General features: G+C 35.8%; 17 protein-coding genes. 12 read left to right on the forward strand and 5 right to left on the reverse strand.

Features of this window, described 5'->3' with window-relative positions; genetic code table 11:
* Positions 1–21 precede the first annotated feature (21 nt).
* The 7 genes from gatC (at position 22) to E4Z98_RS02285 (ending at position 7,661) form a co-directional block, all read left to right on the forward strand.
* Entirely contained in the window at positions 22–327 is a 306-nt protein-coding gene (gatC, locus tag E4Z98_RS02250; protein ID WP_135253928.1) for an Asp-tRNA(Asn)/Glu-tRNA(Gln) amidotransferase subunit GatC, read from the forward strand.
* Entirely contained in the window at positions 327–1,793 is a 1,467-nt protein-coding gene (gene gatA, locus E4Z98_RS02255) for an Asp-tRNA(Asn)/Glu-tRNA(Gln) amidotransferase subunit GatA (protein ID WP_135253930.1), read from the forward strand. The genes gatC and gatA overlap by 1 nt, the downstream gene beginning before the upstream one ends.
* A gap of 1 nt (position 1,794) precedes the next feature.
* Entirely contained in the window at positions 1,795–3,225 is a 1,431-nt protein-coding gene (gene gatB / locus E4Z98_RS02260) for an Asp-tRNA(Asn)/Glu-tRNA(Gln) amidotransferase subunit GatB (protein WP_135253931.1), read from the forward strand.
* A gap of 17 nt (positions 3,226–3,242) precedes the next feature.
* Positions 3,243–4,262 carry a diacylglycerol kinase gene (locus E4Z98_RS02265; RefSeq protein ID WP_135253933.1) on the forward strand — a complete coding sequence of 340 codons (1,020 nt, stop codon included), beginning with the start codon at positions 3,243–3,245 and terminating at the stop codon, positions 4,260–4,262.
* A gap of 156 nt (positions 4,263–4,418) precedes the next feature.
* The gene (gene rlmD, locus E4Z98_RS02270; RefSeq protein ID WP_135253935.1) at positions 4,419–5,783 is read left to right on the forward strand and encodes a 23S rRNA (uracil(1939)-C(5))-methyltransferase RlmD; all 1,365 of its coding nucleotides are present in this window, start codon (positions 4,419–4,421) and stop codon (positions 5,781–5,783) included.
* Positions 5,784–6,090: 307 nt separating this feature from the next.
* On the forward strand, positions 6,091–6,702 hold the full coding sequence (locus tag E4Z98_RS02280; RefSeq protein ID WP_135253937.1) for a DUF1054 domain-containing protein: 612 nt from the start codon (positions 6,091–6,093) through the stop codon (positions 6,700–6,702).
* Between the two features lie 98 nt (positions 6,703–6,800).
* Positions 6,801–7,661 (forward strand): VOC family protein, encoded by an 861-nt coding sequence (locus E4Z98_RS02285; protein ID WP_167790885.1) that lies wholly within the window; start codon positions 6,801–6,803, stop codon positions 7,659–7,661.
* 115 nt (positions 7,662–7,776) lie between these two features.
* Here E4Z98_RS02285 and E4Z98_RS02290 read toward each other — a convergent pair whose 3' ends face one another.
* Positions 7,777–9,081 carry an ISL3 family transposase gene (locus tag E4Z98_RS02290; RefSeq protein WP_135961155.1) on the reverse strand — a complete coding sequence of 435 codons (1,305 nt, stop codon included), beginning with the start codon at positions 9,079–9,081 and terminating at the stop codon, positions 7,777–7,779.
* 295 nt (positions 9,082–9,376) lie between these two features.
* Here E4Z98_RS02290 and E4Z98_RS02295 point away from each other — a divergent pair, with 295 nt between their 5' ends.
* From E4Z98_RS02295 to E4Z98_RS02305, 3 genes are all read left to right on the forward strand, one after another.
* Complete coding sequence (locus tag E4Z98_RS02295; RefSeq protein ID WP_135253940.1) at positions 9,377–10,639, forward strand: UDP-N-acetylglucosamine 1-carboxyvinyltransferase; 1,263 nt, start codon at positions 9,377–9,379, stop codon at positions 10,637–10,639.
* A gap of 16 nt (positions 10,640–10,655) precedes the next feature.
* Complete coding sequence (gene rho / locus E4Z98_RS02300) at positions 10,656–11,936, forward strand: transcription termination factor Rho (protein ID WP_135253942.1); 1,281 nt, start codon at positions 10,656–10,658, stop codon at positions 11,934–11,936.
* A 109-nt stretch (positions 11,937–12,045) separates the two neighbouring features.
* The gene (locus E4Z98_RS02305; RefSeq protein ID WP_135253944.1) at positions 12,046–12,285 is read left to right on the forward strand and encodes a type B 50S ribosomal protein L31; all 240 of its coding nucleotides are present in this window, start codon (positions 12,046–12,048) and stop codon (positions 12,283–12,285) included.
* 117 nt (positions 12,286–12,402) lie between these two features.
* Here E4Z98_RS02305 and E4Z98_RS02310 read toward each other — a convergent pair whose 3' ends face one another.
* Both E4Z98_RS02310 and E4Z98_RS02315 read right to left on the reverse strand, forming a co-directional pair.
* The gene (locus E4Z98_RS02310; RefSeq protein ID WP_167790886.1) at positions 12,403–13,008 is read right to left on the reverse strand and encodes a DsbA family oxidoreductase; all 606 of its coding nucleotides are present in this window, start codon (positions 13,006–13,008) and stop codon (positions 12,403–12,405) included.
* Between the two features lie 139 nt (positions 13,009–13,147).
* A complete protein-coding gene (locus E4Z98_RS02315) occupies positions 13,148–14,152 on the reverse strand; it encodes a DUF1002 domain-containing protein (RefSeq protein WP_135253946.1) in 1,005 nt (334 codons plus the stop codon).
* 150 nt (positions 14,153–14,302) lie between these two features.
* Between E4Z98_RS02315 and E4Z98_RS02320 the strand changes: the two genes are divergently transcribed.
* Positions 14,303–15,559, forward strand: coding sequence for a hypothetical protein (locus E4Z98_RS02320; protein WP_135253948.1), 1,257 nt, complete (start codon positions 14,303–14,305; stop codon positions 15,557–15,559).
* A 129-nt stretch (positions 15,560–15,688) separates the two neighbouring features.
* The gene (locus E4Z98_RS02325; RefSeq protein WP_135253950.1) at positions 15,689–15,889 is read left to right on the forward strand and encodes a cold-shock protein; all 201 of its coding nucleotides are present in this window, start codon (positions 15,689–15,691) and stop codon (positions 15,887–15,889) included.
* Positions 15,890–15,960: 71 nt separating this feature from the next.
* Here E4Z98_RS02325 and menC read toward each other — a convergent pair whose 3' ends face one another.
* Both menC and menH read right to left on the reverse strand, forming a co-directional pair.
* Positions 15,961–17,070 carry an o-succinylbenzoate synthase gene (gene menC / locus E4Z98_RS02330; protein WP_135253951.1) on the reverse strand — a complete coding sequence of 370 codons (1,110 nt, stop codon included), beginning with the start codon at positions 17,068–17,070 and terminating at the stop codon, positions 15,961–15,963.
* Positions 17,060–17,920, reverse strand: coding sequence for a 2-succinyl-6-hydroxy-2,4-cyclohexadiene-1-carboxylate synthase (gene menH, locus E4Z98_RS02335; RefSeq protein WP_135253953.1), 861 nt, complete (start codon positions 17,918–17,920; stop codon positions 17,060–17,062). The genes menC and menH overlap by 11 nt, the downstream gene beginning before the upstream one ends.
* Between the last annotated feature and the right edge of the window lies 1 nt (position 17,921).

A 17,921-nucleotide genomic window follows, 5' to 3' on the forward strand; every position in this document is an offset into this window, starting at 1 on the left:
AATAAAAGGAGTGGTCGTAAGATGCCAATTAATGCTGAAGAAGTAAATAAAGTAGCAAGTTTATCAAAACTTGAATTGTCTAACGCTGAATCAGAAGTTTTTACAAAAAAACTACAATCAGTGATTAGCATGGTAGAACTTTTAGAAGAAATTGATGGTGAGGGAGTAGAGGCAACATTTACAGTGGCACACAATCGCTCTGTTTACCGTGAAGATGTTGCGCTTCAAGCCAATATGAAAGAAGAATTATTAGCACGCGTTCCTGAAACAGAGGACGGCTACATTAAAGTACCAGCAATTATGGATGATGGGGAGGCAGGCGCATAATGACTGAATTATTCAAAAAAAATATTGAAGAGTTACATCAATTATTAGTCTCAAAAGAGTTGTCTGCTAAAGAATTAACAGCACAAACATTTGAAAGAATAGAAGCAACTGAACCAAATGTAGAGGCTTTTCTAGCACTAAATAAAGACCATGCACTTAAACGTGCAGAAAAATTAGATAACATCGGCATCGCTGAAGGTAATGTATTAGCTGGGATTCCGATTGGGATTAAAGATAATATCGTGACTAAAGAAATGCCAACAACAGCTGCCAGCAAAATTTTAGAAAACTTTATGTCAGTTTATGATGCAACAGTGGTTGATAAAGTGAATGAGGCAGGTTTAATTAGCGTTGGAAAATTAAACATGGATGAATTTGCGATGGGAGGAAGTACTGAAACTTCTTACTATAAAAAAACAAAAAATGCTTGGGATCAAACAAAAGTACCAGGTGGTTCTTCAGGTGGTTCAGCAGCAGCAGTTGCTGCCGGACAAGTACCTGTTTCATTAGGCTCAGATACTGGAGGAAGTATCCGTCAACCAGCGGCCTTTAATGGGATTGTTGGAATGAAACCAACATATGGTCGTATTTCTCGTTATGGTTTAATTGCCTTTTCATCAAGTTTAGACCAAATTGGACCAATGACACGAACTGTTAAGGACAATGCTTTAGTGTTGAACGCTATTAGTGGACATGATGTCAAAGATAGCACAAGCGCACAATTAGAGGTACCCGATTTTACCTCAACAATTAATGATGGTGTCAAAGGCATGAAAATTGCAGTACCTAAAGAATATTTCGGAGAAGGTGTTAATCCTGAAGTTGTAGCAGCAGTTAAGGAAGCAATTAAAACTTACGAAAAATTAGGGGCTATTGTTGAAGAAGTGAGTCTACCACATACTAAATACGGTGTAGCTGCTTACTATATTATTGCCTCAGCTGAAGCGTCATCAAATTTACAACGTTTTGATGGTATCCGTTATGGTTACCGTTCACCAGAAGCGAAAAACTTAGAAGAAGTTTATGTGAAATCTCGTTCAGAAGGTTTCGGAGAAGAAGTGAAACGTCGTATTATGTTAGGAACATTCTCATTAAGTGCGGGTTCTTATGATGCTTATTTCCGTAAAGCTGGTAAAGCAAGAACCTTAATGATTCAAGATTTTGATAAAGTATTTGCAGATTACGACTTAATTATGGCACCAACAACACCAACTGTTGCATTTGGTTTAGGTGAAAATATTGATGATCCAATCACTATGTATATGTCTGACGTGTTAACCATTCCGACTAATATGGCTGGTTTACCAGGAATGTCTATTCCATGTGGTTTCTCACAAGGATTACCAGTAGGGTTGCAAATTATTGGTCAACCATTTGGTGAAGCACAAATGTATAAAGCTGCTTATGCCTTTGAGCAAGCAACGGACCATCATAAAAAATTACCAGTAATTTTAGGAGGAAATTAATATGAACTTTGAAACAGTTATTGGATTAGAAATCCACGTAGAATTAAAAACTGATTCTAAAATCTTTTCTCCATCACCTGCCCATTTTGGAGCAGAACCAAATGTAAACACAAACGAGATTGATTTTAGTTACCCTGGTGTGTTGCCAGTATTGAATAAAGGCGCACTTGAATACGGGATTAAAGCAGCCTTAGCACTAAATTGTGGAATTGCTGAGTATACACATTTTGACCGTAAAAACTATTTCTATCCTGATAATCCAAAAGCTTACCAAATTTCTCAAGCTGATTATCCAGTAGGAGCGAATGGTTGGATTGAAATCGAAGTTAATGGAGAAACAAAAAAAATTCGTATTGAACGTGTGCATTTAGAAGAAGATGCAGGTAAAAATATTCATGGAACAGATGGCTATTCTTATGTTGACTTAAACCGTCAAGGCACACCATTGATCGAGATTGTATCAGAAGCGGATATGAGATCTCCTGAAGAAGCCTATGCATACTTAGAAGCGGTTCGTTCAATGATTCAATTCGCAGGCGTAAGTGATGTAAAAATGGAAGAAGGCTCAATGCGTTGTGACGCAAATATTTCTTTACGCCCATATGGTCAAGAAAAATTCGGAACAAAAGCAGAAATTAAAAACATTAACTCTATCAGTAATGTGAAAAAAGGTCTTGAGTATGAAGTCAAACGTCAAGAAAAAGTATTGTTATCAGGTGGAATGATTCAACAAGAAACACGTCGTTTTGACGATTCAACTGGTGAAACTATTTTAATGCGTGTCAAAGAAGGCGCAAGTGACTACCGTTATTTCCCAGAACCTGATATTCCAATATTAGAAATTTCACCTGAATGGGTAGAAGAATTACGTACACAAATTCCTGAAATGCCAAAAGTACGTCGTACACGTTATGTTGAAGAATTAGGATTACCTGAATACGATGCAATGGTCTTAACATTATCAAAAGAAATGTCAGATTTCTTTGAAGCGACAATTGCTAATAAGGTGGATCCAAAAGCTGCATCTAACTGGTTAATGGGAGAAGTATCTGCACATTTAAATAGTGCACAATTAGAATTACATGAGACAAAATTGACGCCTGATAACTTAGCGGGTATGATTCAATTAATAAATGATGGCACAATTAGTTCTAAGATGGCGAAGAAAGTTTTCAAAGAATTAATTGAAAATGGCGGGGATGCTAAACAAGTAGTTGAAGCAAAAGGGTTGGTTCAATTATCTGATCCAAGTCAATTATTGCCAATTATTACGGAGATTTTAGACAACAATGAACAATCGATTGAAGATTACAAAAACGGTAAAGACCGTGCAGTCGGTTTCTTAGTTGGTCAAACAATGAAAGCTACTAAAGGACAAGCAAATCCTGGAATCGTTAATAAGTTATTAATGGAAGAGCTTGCGAAACGTTAATAAGTGGAGGAAGTAACATGAGAGCAAGAGTGATTTATAATCCTACTTCAGGAAAAGAATTATTAAAGCGTCATTTACCAGATATTTTAATGATTTTAGAAGAGGCCGGCTATGAGGCAAGTGCCTACGCCACAACACCTGAACCAAATTCAGCAGAGACTGAAGCGCGTCGTGCAGCAATTGATGGGTTTGATTTAGTGGTCGCAGCAGGTGGAGATGGTACCATCAACCAAGTGATTAATGGTATCGCACCGTTGGAGAAGCGACCTAGAGTGGGGATTATTCCTGGAGGGACAACAAATGACTACGCTCGAGCGTTAAAAATCCCTCGTAATGATGTACTAGAAGCTGCTCGCGTTATGTTAAAAAAACAAACGCTTAAGATTGATGTCGGTCAAGCTGATGATCATTACTTTATCAACATTGGTGCAGGCGGTTATTTGACAGAATTGACATACGAAGTTCCATCACAATTAAAGAGTATTTTTGGTTATTTAGCCTATATTGTTAAGGGCGCAGAAATGTTGCCACGAGTTAAACCAATCAATATGCGGTTAGAATACGATGATGGGGTTTACGAAGGAGAAGCGTCAATGTTCTTTGTAGGCTTAACTAATTCAGTCGGTGGATTTGAAACAATTGTTCCAGATGCCCAACTTGACGATGGTAAGTTCTCACTGATTATTGTCAAAACAGCTAACTTAGTTGAAATCTTGCGATTGATTGTTAAATTATTAAATGGTGGTAAGCACGTAAATGATGCCGGAATAATTTATACGAAGACCTCTGAGTTGAATGTTGCGCCTATGGATGAAGATGTTCGTTTGATGATGAACTTAGATGGTGAATATGGTGGCGATGCGCCGATGCGTTTCAAAGCATTACCGCAACATATTGAATTTTATGTTAATTTAGATGAGATGTCTGAAGATTCGTATGCCGGTGACAATGAGATGAAAGAAGTCAGTGATGCTTTTGTGAAAGAGATGGAAGTCTTAACACAAGAAGACCTAAATGAAGATGGTAAAATTAGTTAAGCAATGAAAAAAGTTGCTTTTAAGCGTTAGATACTATAAAGTAGTAAAGAAGTATTGGACGTAGTAGCGGATAAAATGAAATATTTTAGGGGGCTGAGACACTAGTCTTAGTTCCCTTTGTTATGTACGGTTCAAACAAGAAAGAGAGAGTGTACAATGTTACCAGTAAGTAAAAATGACCGTTTAGTGGTGGATGTAATTGATTTAACCCACGAAGGACGCGGTGTTGCAAAAGTAGATGGTTACCCAATTTTTATTGAAAATGCTCTACCAGGCGAGCAAGTAAAAATTCATGTGATGAAAGTCGGTAAGAAATTTGCTTTTGCGAAAGTATTAAATATATTAACAGAATCAGATAGCCGTGTCGCATTAGAAGATGAAACATTAATTCGTACCGGAATTGCTCCATTACAACATATGAGCTATGAAGCACAATTAGACTTCAAGCAAAAACAAGTTGAAAATGTTATGCGTAAAGTGGCAAAGATGCCTGAAATCGAAGTATTACCGACAATGGGGATGGAAGATCCAACACATTATCGTAATAAAGCACAAATCCCTGTAAGAAAAATTGACGGAGAATTACAAACAGGTTTCTACCGTCGTAACAGCCATGATTTAGTGCCGATTGAATCGTTTTATATTCAAGATGAAGTAATTGATCAAGCTGTTATTGCGGTTAGAGAAGTATTACGTAAGTTCAACGTTAAACCTTATAACGAAGAAGACAATACCGGCTTAATTCGCCATATTATTGTTCGTCACGGACATTATACGGGTGAATTAATGGTAGTCTTAGTGACACGTGTTGGTAAAATTTTCCAAGGCGATAAAGTAGTAGCTGAAATCGTAGAAGCTTTACCAAATGTTACATCAATCATTCAAAATATCAATGGTGATCAAACAAACGTTATATTAGGTGAATGGACAAGAACACTTTATGGTAAAGATGTGATTGTTGATGAGTTGTTAGGCAAACGTTATGAAATATCAGCTAAATCATTTTTCCAAGTAAATACCAAACAAGCAGAAGTTTTATATCAAGTAGCCATTGATTTTGCTGATTTGAAAGAAACAGACACAGTGATTGATGCTTATTGTGGAACAGGGACTATTGGTTTAACGATTGCAGATAAAGTAGAACATGTCTATGGTATGGAAATTGTGCCAGAAGCAATTAAAGATGCAAAACGTAACCAAGAAATCAATGATGTTGAGAACGTAACATTCCAAGTAGGTGCAGCTGAATATGTCTTGCCAGAGTGGCAAGAAAAAGGAATTGAAGCTGATGTTATTATTGTGGATCCACCACGTAAAGGCTTGAAAGAAAGCTTTATCGAAACATCTGCCGCAATGCAACCAGAAAAAATTGTTTACGTTTCATGTAACCCAAGTACCTTTGCTCGTGATGTGAAGATTTATGCAGGTCTAGGTTATGAATTAACAAAAATTCAACCGGTTGATATGTTCCCACAAACACCACATGTTGAAGTGGTAGGTCTATTAACAAAAATGAATTAATACTATAATGAAGACGTTTCTTAATAAGAAGCGTCTTTTTATTTAATGAATTTTCAGATAAAATTATTGGTATAATAAAGTGAATGAGCCAAACGTGAGAGGAGACCACACATGATTGAGACGACTCGGTTAATATTGAGAGAGTATGGACTAGTTGATTTTGATGCGTTATATGAGGTATTATCAGATGTTTATGCGATTACTAGAGATGAGTGGTAAAAATTATCTGGAGAATAATATATTCGTATTGTTTAGGGGAAATACTAGGTGTATTATGACAAAAGAGTTAGTTAATAGGAGGAAATAAATGTTTACAAAAGAAAGTTTTGATGTATTTGAAATTGAAGGACTGGACGCGCGTATGGAAGCGATCAGAGCAAAAATCCAGCCTGTTTTTCAAGCGATTGGTGAAGAAGTGGTGTCCGCACTTACGTCTGAATTAGAAGAGGAATTAATGATTCATATTGCACAGCACCGACGTCGCACAGCCTATGCACCGGAAAGTACTTGGGCGGCTTTTGGTGGTAATAAGCGAGGTTATAAAAAATTTCCTCACTTTGAGTTAACGATCAATGAAGACTATATTGGGATGTGGTTAAGTTTTATTGATAATCCAGAATTTGAAAAAGAAATCGCCCAAGCATTTATTGATCATCAATCATTGATTCAAACGCTAGATGAAACATTCGTTGTATCACTAGATCACACGAAACCAGATGTTCTGAAATTAAAAGAAATGGATCTGGAAAAAGGATTAATCAGATGGCGAGATGTCAAAAAAGGTGAGTTTATGGTTGGCCGAATCATTCACAAAGAAGAGGATAAACAGCTACAACCTGATGCACAATTATCATATATGTTAAGCACATATCAAGCTTTGCTTCCTTTGTACAATTTAGCATATAAAGTTAGAAAATAACCATTTCTATTTTTTTTAAAGGGATATTTCTTCTATTTTTTGATGAATAATGTTACACTATCGTTAGTTATTTAATATAGAAAGAGTGGTAAATGTTCATGCAGAAGTTTTTGATAGATCAAGAAACATTTATTGGATCTGTGGCGTTAAAAGTTAGAGATATGGAAAAGCAATTAGCTTTTTACACTGATGTATTGAAATTAGATATTTTGAATGAAGAAAATGACATGGCTTTTTTAGGTATTAAGGGAAGAAAAGCCCCTTTAATTGCCTTATTAGAAGAACCAGGAGCCTTACCAAGTCCTTATACGCATAACGGATTAAATCATATTGGGTTTAAAGTGAAAACAAGACAACAATTAAGTGAATTTTTGAATCATCTAGAAGCGGTTAATTATCCTGTATTAGAAACATTAGATTATGGCTACGCTGAAGTATTAGTGATTAAAGACCCGGAATATAATGTGATAAAAATTTACTGGGACAAAGAAATCAAAACAGAAAAGTTCACACAAGAAAATCGTCCATTAGATGTTGAAGATTTAAGACGTGTATCGTCCGACAAATTAGAGCAATTAAGTGTTAAAACAGTTGTGGGACATGTTCAATTAAATGTATCAGACATTGAGAAAAGCGAAGCTTTTTATAAAGAAGTTTTAGGACTGAGATTAAGAGAAACAGATTTTCGTAGTGTCAGATATTTATCAGGTAACGACTATCATCACCATATTTCACTAAGACATTCTCAGATATTAGAAGTGGATAAACCAGATGATGAACATATGGGATTAGATTATGTGACATTTTATCTACGTAATGAAGAAGCCTTAGAAGCATTAAAAATGCATCTTGATGACATGAAGATGGATTATTTCTACAATAAAGGCAAACGTATTTTGAATGTGGATGATCCAGATGGTATGCATATTTGGTTTAGAGTGATAGAGATGACGGTGTAGTAAAATATTGAAAAGATCAAAGAAAAGAGGCTCTTTGTCAAATTGGACTGATGAGTAATTTTAGCCAACCATGAAAATGGAGAAAACATTCTCTGATTTCATGGTTTTTTGTTATTTAATGATTAACTTCTATCAAACCTTCGGTTAAAAAGATTCTAATCCTCATATTGCTGAAAGATTTGAATCCATAAGAAACTCGTTTTAATGTTTTGATGTGTGTATTCTTTGCTTCAATCTTCCCATTTGAATAGGGATGTATTAAAGCATTGGTAATTCCTTCCTGATGACGTATCAGGTTTTGTACTTGTCCTTTAAACTCTTCATCTAATTCATCTGGTAAAGTATTCAATAATTCAAAGAATCGTTCATATTCTTTTCTTCTAAATGAATCTAATAAATCATGGAAGTAGCCATAGGCTAATTTTAGAGGTTCGGAAAAATCTAATAACCGATCAATCATCATCTGTTCGGTCAAATAAGGATACTTATTTGACCGAAAGCTCGGCCATCTTTTGTATTCAGAGATATTAATGTCTAATCTATTTTTAAGTAGGAAGCGCCAATTTTTCTTAAGTTTACTTGCTTCTACTTTATGTCCCGATGCCTTGAGTTTTTTCATTTCCCGTACTCTGAAACTATTAAAGGCTTCATTCAAATGTTTAACAATATGAAAACGATCAATGATTAATTCAGCATTTGGAAAGATATCCTTCACTAATTGGAAATAAGCTGCATTCATATCTGTCACAAGGTATTTGACTCTGAATCGTTCTTCATCTGGATAGCGATTAAAGTGAGGTATAAGATAATTTAATCTTCTGCTTTCCAATATTTCAACTAATTGTCCTGATTCACCATCAGCACAAATAAAACTCATAGAGTCTTCTATGGCTGTATGCGAACGGAATTCATCAACCATTAAAACCTCAGGCAACCAACGTTTTTTTGGACTAGGAAGGTAAGTTTCTAACGATTTTAATACCTGAATCACTTTACTTATTGAAACACTACATAATTTAGCAATTAGTTTTAGAGATATTCTTTCACCTAATAACTCAATAATTTTGCCTTCAATTATCCTTGAAACATTGTGACAAGGTTTAACTAAATCAATTTGAGCAGTCCAGTGCTTATTACAGTTGCGACAACGATAGCGTTGCTTAGATAGCTTCATAGAGACAATTCCTGTGTTCTCATGTGTTAATAGAATCTCTACTTCTTTAGAACCATTCTTAACAATAACGTACTTGCCGTCGCATTCTCTTGGAGAAGAGTCACAATTAGGGCAAGCTATCGTTTTAGGTTTATAGCTCGCTTTTATAATTTTCGCAGGCTTATTACGATAGGTTCCTTCGGAAACACTAGAAATTGTTAGATTAGAGTCTTCAATTCCATAAATTTTTTTGATATCATTAATCATAGCATATCGCTCCTTTTGTTTGTTTTGTGTGGTAACTTAATTTTAACAAAAGGCGATATGTTTTTTTAAGATTAAATACAAAAATAGGGCTGAAGAAGGAATAAACCTTCATCAGTCCTATTTATTATAGAGCCAGAAAAGAAATGGCAACTTACTGTCATTTCTTTTTTGTTTATCGAGCAATCACGGTGAATAATATCTTTAGAAATATCTCAGTATATGGTAAAATAATTTAGATTGCACATAAAATGAAGCGTTTTGAGTGAGAAACCAAATAGAAGGAATGAATAGAGTAATGAAAAAATTTTTGATCAAAGGTGGCACGAAGCTTAAGGGCGAAGTGACTATCAATGGGGCTAAGAACAGTACAGTTGCATTAATTCCAGCTGCTATTATGGCAGATTCACCAGTTGTTTTAGAAGGTGTGCCGGATATTGCAGATGTTTATTCATTAAAAGAAATATTGGAAATCATGGGTGTAGGTGTCACATTTGAAGACAATACGATGACCATTGATCCAACAAAGATGGTATCAATTCCCATGCCAAGTGGAAAAATTAATAGTTTAAGAGCGTCTTATTATTTCATGGGGGCTTTGCTTGCTAAATATGGTGAAGCAGTTGTAGGTCTTCCTGGTGGTTGTTTCTTAGGACCTCGTCCAATCGATTTACATGTTAAAGGGTTTGAAGCATTAGGGGCTCAAGTGAAATCTGAACATGGGGCTATGTATTTAAAAGCGCCAGAAGGTGGCCTAGTTGGAGCCCGTATTTTCATGGATGTTGTATCTATCGGAGCAACTATTAACGTGATGTTAGCAGCGACAACAGCTAAAGGACGTACAGTAATTGAGAATGCGGCGCGTGAACCAGAAATTATTGATGTGGCGACATTATTAAATAATATGGGTGCTAAAATTCGTGGTGCTGGAACTGATGAAATTAGAATTGATGGTGTTGAGAAACTTTCAGGATGTCGTCATACCATTATTCCTGACCGTATTGAAGCAGGAACGTATTTATCGTTAGCAGCAGCAGCGGGAGAAGGGATATTAGTTAAAAATGTTATTCGTGAACATTTAGATAGTTTTATGTTAAAACTTGAAGAAATGGGCGTTAAAATGGATATTTACGAAGAAAGCATCTTTGTTCATCCAACGAATGAATTAAAACCAACAAATGTTAGAACTTATCCATATCCTGGATTTGCAACGGATTTACAACAACCTATTACACCATTATTATTAAAAGCAACGGGTGAAAGTATTATTGAGGATACTATTTACCAACAACGTGTTAACCATATTCCAGAATTAGCTCGTATGGGTGCAAAAGCAAAAGTTGAAGGCAATATGATTGTATTATCAGGTCCCAATGAATTACACGGAGCAGAAGTTGCAGCGAGTGATTTAAGAGCGGGTGCTTGTTTAGTGATTGCTGGTATTATGGCACAGGGAGAAACAAAAGTCTCAAATATTGGCCATATCTTAAGAGGTTATGATTGCTTTATCGAAAAATTAACCACTCTAGGAGCGGATATCCAATTAATCGAAGAAGATTAGGAAAGTAGGGATCATCTTGAAAGATTATTTAACAATGGGGGAACTTGAAAATAGTACCCTGAAAGAAATCTACGAATATGCCCGACAATTTAAAATACCTTATTACAGTCAGATGAATAAGAAGGAATTGTCATTAGCCGTCATTAGAGCACAAGCAGAAAAACAAGGATTCTTTATGATGGAAGGTATATTAGATATTGTCTCGCAAGATGGTTATGGCTTTTTAAGACCTATTAACTATTCATCAAGTGCAGAAGATATTTATATTTCTTCTTCACAAATTAGACGATTTGGTTTAAGAAATGGGGACAAAGTTAGCGGTAAAGCTAGACCACCAAAAGAAAGCGAACGCTATTATGGTCTGATGCATGTGGAGACTGTCAATGGAAAAAATCCAGAAGAAGCAAAAGAACGTCCACATTTCCCAGCGCTAACGGCAACATACCCTGACAAGCAATTATTATTAGAAACAACACAAGGACGTTTAGGGACAAGAATGATTGATATTTTTGCGCCAGTCGGTTTTGGTCAACGTGGCTTAATAGTCGCACCACCTAAAGCTGGTAAAACGTCATTAATTAAGGAAATTGCCAATGGTATTACAACAAACTATCCTGAAGTTGAGTTAATCGTTTTATTACTAGATGAACGTCCAGAAGAAGTAACCGATATTGAACGGAGTGTCAAAGCAGATGTTGTATCATCAACTTTTGATCAACAGCCTCAAAATCATACGCGTATTTCTGAATTAGTATTAGAACGTGCAATGCGTTTAGTTGAGGATAAACGAGACGTTGTGATTTTGATGGATAATATCACGCGTTTGGCACGTGCCTATAACTTAGTGATTCCACCAAGTGGTCGCACGTTAAGTGGAGGAATTGATCCAGCGGCCTTTTATCGCCCTAAAAAATTCTTTGGTGCTGCGCGTAATATTGAAGAAGGTGGTAGCTTAACCATCTTATCAACGGCACTAGTAGACACTGGGAGTCGTATGGATGATGTTATTTACGAAGAATTCAAGGGAACAGGTAATATGGAATTACACTTATCTCGTGAATTAGCAGAACGACGAATCTTCCCAGCCATTGATATTAAAAAGTCAGGAACAAGACGCGAAGAATTGTTGATTAGTGCTGATAAATTAGAAGAAATCTGGCATATTCGTCGAAATATGAAAGGTGATTCGTTAGATTATACCGAGCAACTATTAACGTTCTTGAAAAAAACCAAAACAAATGAAGAGTTATATAAAGCCTTTAAAGACGTGACGTTCGGTAAAAAAGGACGTCGTTAAAGGATAAAATTTATTGCAGATTTGATTTAATCATGCTAATATAGTAATGTTGTGAAGACAATAATAACTCTGATTCAGCAAATGATTCAGGGCAAAGGAGAGAAAACACATGAAACAAGGAATTCATCCAGATTACAGACAAGTAGTATTCATGGATACTACTACAGGGTTCAAGTTTTTATCAGGTTCTACTAAGTACTCTGAAGAAACTGTTGAATTTGAAGGCAACACTTATCCAATGATCCGTGTTGAGGTTACTTCTGATTCTCACCCATTCTACACAGGACGTCAAAAGTTCACTCAAGCAGACGGACGTGTGGATCGCTTCAACAAAAAATACGGTATCTAATATTTTTTTACGAAGCCAAACGATTCTCGAAAGAGAATCGTTTTTTTATTATATAGAAATGAAAAAACCATCAAAGGTTAGACGAATGCGCTAACGTTTGATGGTTAATTTAATCGATTAAAATGTTTCGAAAATGTCATCGCTACCAGTACCGTTCAATAAAACACGGTCTTTATAGAAAGTTGGTACGGAATGAATTCCTCGTTGATTAGCTAACATTATATCATCGGCCACACCTTGCTTGTATTGTTCGAGATGTTGATGGAATGACTCAACGTCTAAATTCAATGAACGAAGAACGCCTTCAATATAAGTTATATCAAAATAATCTTTTCCTTGTTCCCAATGTCCAGCCATTACTTCACGGAAGTATTCAGCTTGTTTGCCTTGTTCAATAGCGAATTGTAGGCCAAGATGTGCATTTATAGAATTCTTTGAAACGATGTGTTCAACATCGTAATGTAAGCCTAGTTCATTTGCAGCTTTCCCGATACCGTTGTTGAAAAAGCTAATATATTCTTCTTTAGAATTGAAATTTGAGCCTTTCATACGATTATCAAGGTAGCTTGGGTTTTGATTATTATCATTAGGTTGTAATTGGAAACTTCTGAAACGAAACTTATCAAGTGGTTGGTTATTTTTTTCTAAAAATTGTAAGTATTTTTCTCCTCCAAGGTATGAGAAGGGACAAGCAAAGTCGATATGAATTTCTAAATCACTCATTAAAAAAACCTCCATATATTATAGTCTATAAACTAACTATAGAAGATAGTGTGTCATTTAGCAAACGATATGCTTATTAATTGTAAGTTTAAAGTGATAGCAAAATAAAAAGATGTGACGATGAGCGTCACACCTTAGCTTAATTAAATAGATTAGTAAAGAAGTTGCTGACCTTATCCCATAGGTTTGATAAGAAACCTCGTGCTTCTTCGTTTGTTAATTTATCTTTCGCGTTATTTAAAAATTCTTTTCCGTTATCCATGATATCATCTTTTAGATGCGTTAATTGTTCTTTTAATTGTTCGTTATCAATCGAAGGAGAATTTTGGAAGGCCATCATAGTTTCAATGATTTTATCCTTTTGTTCTGGTGTGACAAAGTCTTCTAATTGTTGACTCGCCAGTTCTTTGTCAACGACGCTCTTGATTTTTTCTTTTGCTTGTTCTGTGTTCATTGTATCTAATGTATCGTTGATTTTTTGCAGTTCTAGTTTGATATCGGCCATGGCAACAGCAAGATTTTCATCAGAGAATTGCTTGTTGTCGTTATTTGAATTTGTAATATCTGCAGTAACAGCACTTTCTTGTTGTGCCACTTCGCGGTTTTGATCACGTTCTTGTTGTTCTTCTTCAGTAGCGGCAGGCTCTACTTCATCATAAATTTTGTAAATACCAGCTAAGGCCCCGCTACCGTCCATAACACGTACACTAGCAATTTTAATATCAGCATCAAAAATACCTGAAGTGATGGCCGCGTTACGATAGTTAGCTTCGGTTCTAGCGGTGATGTTTTTAGGCGTTGCTATTTCCACGTTAACCCCATCTCCATCATTGGTTCTTACGATATAGGCACTGCTATACGCTTTTGAATCACTTGTAAATTCGGGTACATCTGTTACGTATTTTACTAAGTCATCGCCATTGACGATAAATGAATTATAAGAAGATTTTTCGTTAATGCCCAAAAGTTCTAAAGTGCTTTTTTGTTCATCGTTTGTTAAGCCGTTACCTAATGCAACATTGGGCACGTTCCAACCTTCATTTTTTGCTTTAGCTGAAGTGGTGTCACTTGCTAAAGCGACGTTTGAAGCCAATAAACTTGCGATTATCGCAGTTGAGGCTAGTAATGATTTGTTTAATGTCATTGTATATTCCTCCTTTTGTTATTATACGTCAACTTTTTTATTATACAAAAAAATCGCATCTTTCTTAAAAAAATCCTAATGTTTTGTTCAAGCAAAATCGATTGGATTTCGTTATAATAGGGAGGTTAGTATAGAAGGAGAAAAGTAAAAATGGATAATTATTTAGAAATGTATGCCAACTGGTATCCAACAACTTATCAATTGAGTTATTATCCGATGCAAAGTACCACTGCATTATCGGTTAGTAAGCGGACAGAGATTTATCAAACGTTAACTGACGACCAACAAGCGTTACTTAATAAGCATCGTAAATTTAAAATTCGTTCATTGTTTTTGAAAAATAATTATTTACAAGATTCTGATTGGACCTTTGAAACGGTTAATACGGATTGGTCATATGATCGTAAGGAAAAAAGCTATCATTTATTTTGTGACTGCGGTAAAGCGCTAAAATATCAATTTGTGTTAAAGTCAATTAAAAGTAAGCGCCGAATTAAACTAGGGATTTCTCATTTTGCTGATCATTTAGGAATCTCTCAAGTCGTTGCCAATGAAATTAAAACAGGAGTTAACCATATTGATATCGCTTTAGATGAATTATTATGGTTAAAAGATAGAGGGTACCAATTTCCTGAAGATTTGTGGAAAAAGTATGCATTTGCATTATACCGTAATAATACATTGAAACGTCCCGTCCATTTTAACCAACGTTTAGCACAGCGTGTCTTAGAATTTCGTGATATTAATATGCCAATTTTTATTGCCGATTATCGAGCGTTACTAGATGAAATTGCTAAGGTAAATAAACAAGTGTTTGATTCAGATGAGCGTAATTTTGTAGCAAATCAAGCGATATTTGAAGCATATTATGAAGATTTAACAGGAGACATGAAGCAAAGCTATTTTAAGCCAGATTATTTTTTTAATCGTAAATTTACGTTTCAACCTGTGGATGATTCTACTAAAAAAGGTAAGCGTGTGGCATTGGTTTCAGAAGATTTTAAAGAGTTATTGGATGTGTTGAAACAAATTGAACAGGCAGGTGATGAAACAGGCATTGTTTTATTTAAGTCTTACCTTAAACATAATCAACGTCTCGTGATGGATATTGATTTATATTGGATGATGTATGCCAAATTCAAAAAATATCATTTCAATCAAAATTTCTTTTTGGGTATTCCTAAAGTCTACCGCAATGGTTTATTACGTGCAATCAGAGGGAAAGAAGTGACGAAAAAAGAAATAAAACCTGAAAAAAAAGAAGTAGCTCCTACCAATGTTTCAACAAAGAAAAACACCGTGCTAAAGACTGAAACAAAAGAGTTATTAACCTTGTGGGAACGTATTGATCATCAGGATCAAGAGGCGGTTTTAAAAGAATTTTTAGAATTAATCAATAAAAGCTAGCTATATGATAATTAATATGCTATTATAAGAGAGTAATATTTTTTAAAAGTCATAGAGCCAATATTTTTGATGTTATCTCTTAATGAATTTTTTAGATTTTTACAATAATTTATAGGAGGTAATTTCATTATGGAAACTGGTACAGTTAAATGGTTTAACGCTGAAAAAGGTTTTGGCTTCATTACTCAAAGCAATGGTCAAGACGTTTTCGCTCATTTCTCAGCTATTCAAGGAGAAGGATTCAAATCTCTTGAAGAAGGTCAAGCAGTAACATTTGATGTTGAATCATCAGATCGCGGACCACAAGCAGTGAACATCGTTAAAGCTTAATTTTAAAACTTAAAATTAAATTAATAATAAAACCGTTCAATTCTCCCTGAGGATTGAACGGTTTTTTTTGTTTATAAGCGTTGATGATGAATGAGATGACGCGTGATAACATCATGGTTTAATTCTATGCCAATACCCGGTGCGGTTGGTCGTAATAATTTTCCATCGTCTATTTCGAAAGGTTGTTCGATAATATCTTCATAAAAATAACGATCAGTAGCAGATAAGTCACCTGGAAAGATTAAACTTGTTTGCGCGGCAAATTGTAGATTTAATGCCCGCCCAACTCCTGATTCATACATGCCACCTAGCCAGACGAGCAAGTGGTGCTTACGACAATAGTCTAAGATTTTTAATGCTTCGGTCAGTCCACCAACTCGCGGGATTTTCAAATTTATGGCGCGACAACTGTGCAAATGATGGGCCAATTCAACATCTTTTAGGCTTTTAATGTTTTCATCTAAACAGATACTGGTCGTTAATTGTTGCTGTAAGTAAGCATGATCGAGAAAATCATTATCCGCAAAGGGTTGTTCAACCATCTCCAATTGATACTGATCAAGTTGTTTTAATAGCTCACAATCTACTAATGAATAAGCAGAGTTAGCATCGACCATTAATTTCAAATCAGGAAAATGTTCACGAACGGTTTTAACCATTTTAATATCGTAGCCTGGTTTGATTTTAAGTTTAACTCTTGTATAGCCTTCTGTGACAAACCCCTCGACTGTATGAACGAGCTGAGCCATATCTTCGATAATGCCGATGCTCACGCCGACTGCCACATCATCGTGCACCGGTTCAATCATGAAAGATTCCCCTAGGTTTTGATTGGTTCGTCGCGCATATAAATCCCAAACGGCTGTTTCTAAAGAAGATTTAGCCATTTCATTTCCTTTGATTGATTTAAATAGTTCAGCTACGTCACTTGGATGATCAAGCGAGGTCTTTTTTAACAAGGGAACTAAAAACTGTTGGGCGACTAGTCTTGAACTGACAAGGGATTCGTAAGTATACTCAGGCGTGGCAAGGGTGACTAATTCTCCGTAGCCTTGTGTGCCAAGTTCATCGGTTAAAACTACCAAATCAAAGGCTTTTTCTTTTATCTCCCCGTAACTTGTTTTGAAAGGAGATTTTAGAGGAAGCGCGAGTTGATACCAATCAATTTGTTTAATTTTCATGAGGCCCCTCCTGAAGTAATTGGCGGATGATTTTTTTGAATACTTTTGGACGTTCAAGGTGAACACAATGTCCAGTATCAGCAACTGTTGTAACTTGTAGTTGTGGTTGGATATGTTTCATCTCATTAGCCATCTTCCCAAACTTGCTGTCTAACGCTCCGACAATAACATGAATGTTTGGTTCATATAAATTTGATAAGGCCTCCCAGTATGAAGGCTGACGTCCAGTCCCCATATACTGCAAGCTACAAGCTAAGCCAAAATTTTGCTGACTTAATCGTTCGCTACGTACGGCTTGTTGTACATCAAGCGATAGTTGCTTTTGAGTATTAAACAATGGAATGTCTTGCCAAAAGTCAACAAAATCAGCTAAAGGTTGATTCATTAAGCGTCCAGCTAAACGTTGGTCGCTCATTTGGCGCACCTTGCGTTCTTCCTCAGTTCTTAAACCAGGCGAACCACTTTCTAAAATTAAGTGCTCGATTCGACTAGGAATTTGAATCGTTAAGCCGAGTGCTAAACGAGCGCCCATGGAATAACCGAGTAAACTTACTCGTTGCAAGGCTAATCTATCGAGTAATTGCTCTAAATCATGTAACACTTGTTTGAATTGATAGTGATATGGATGAACGTAAACACTTGATTGTCCATGGCCAATAATATCAACCAGTAAATAATTATAACTGGGAGCCACTTGGAGAAGTTCGGTGTCTTTTTTGTCATCAGCTAAAAAGCGGAACGTTTCACCCGTTCCTGTAAAGCCGTGGAGACAGACGAGTGTCGGTTGTGTTTGAACGAAAGGGGCTAGCCATTCGTAATGATAGGCTACCCCGTTTATTAATTGTTTCATA

The sequence above is a fragment of the Vagococcus xieshaowenii genome (genome assembly GCF_004792515.1).
GTDB lineage: Bacteria > Bacillota > Bacilli > Lactobacillales > Vagococcaceae > Vagococcus_A > Vagococcus_A xieshaowenii.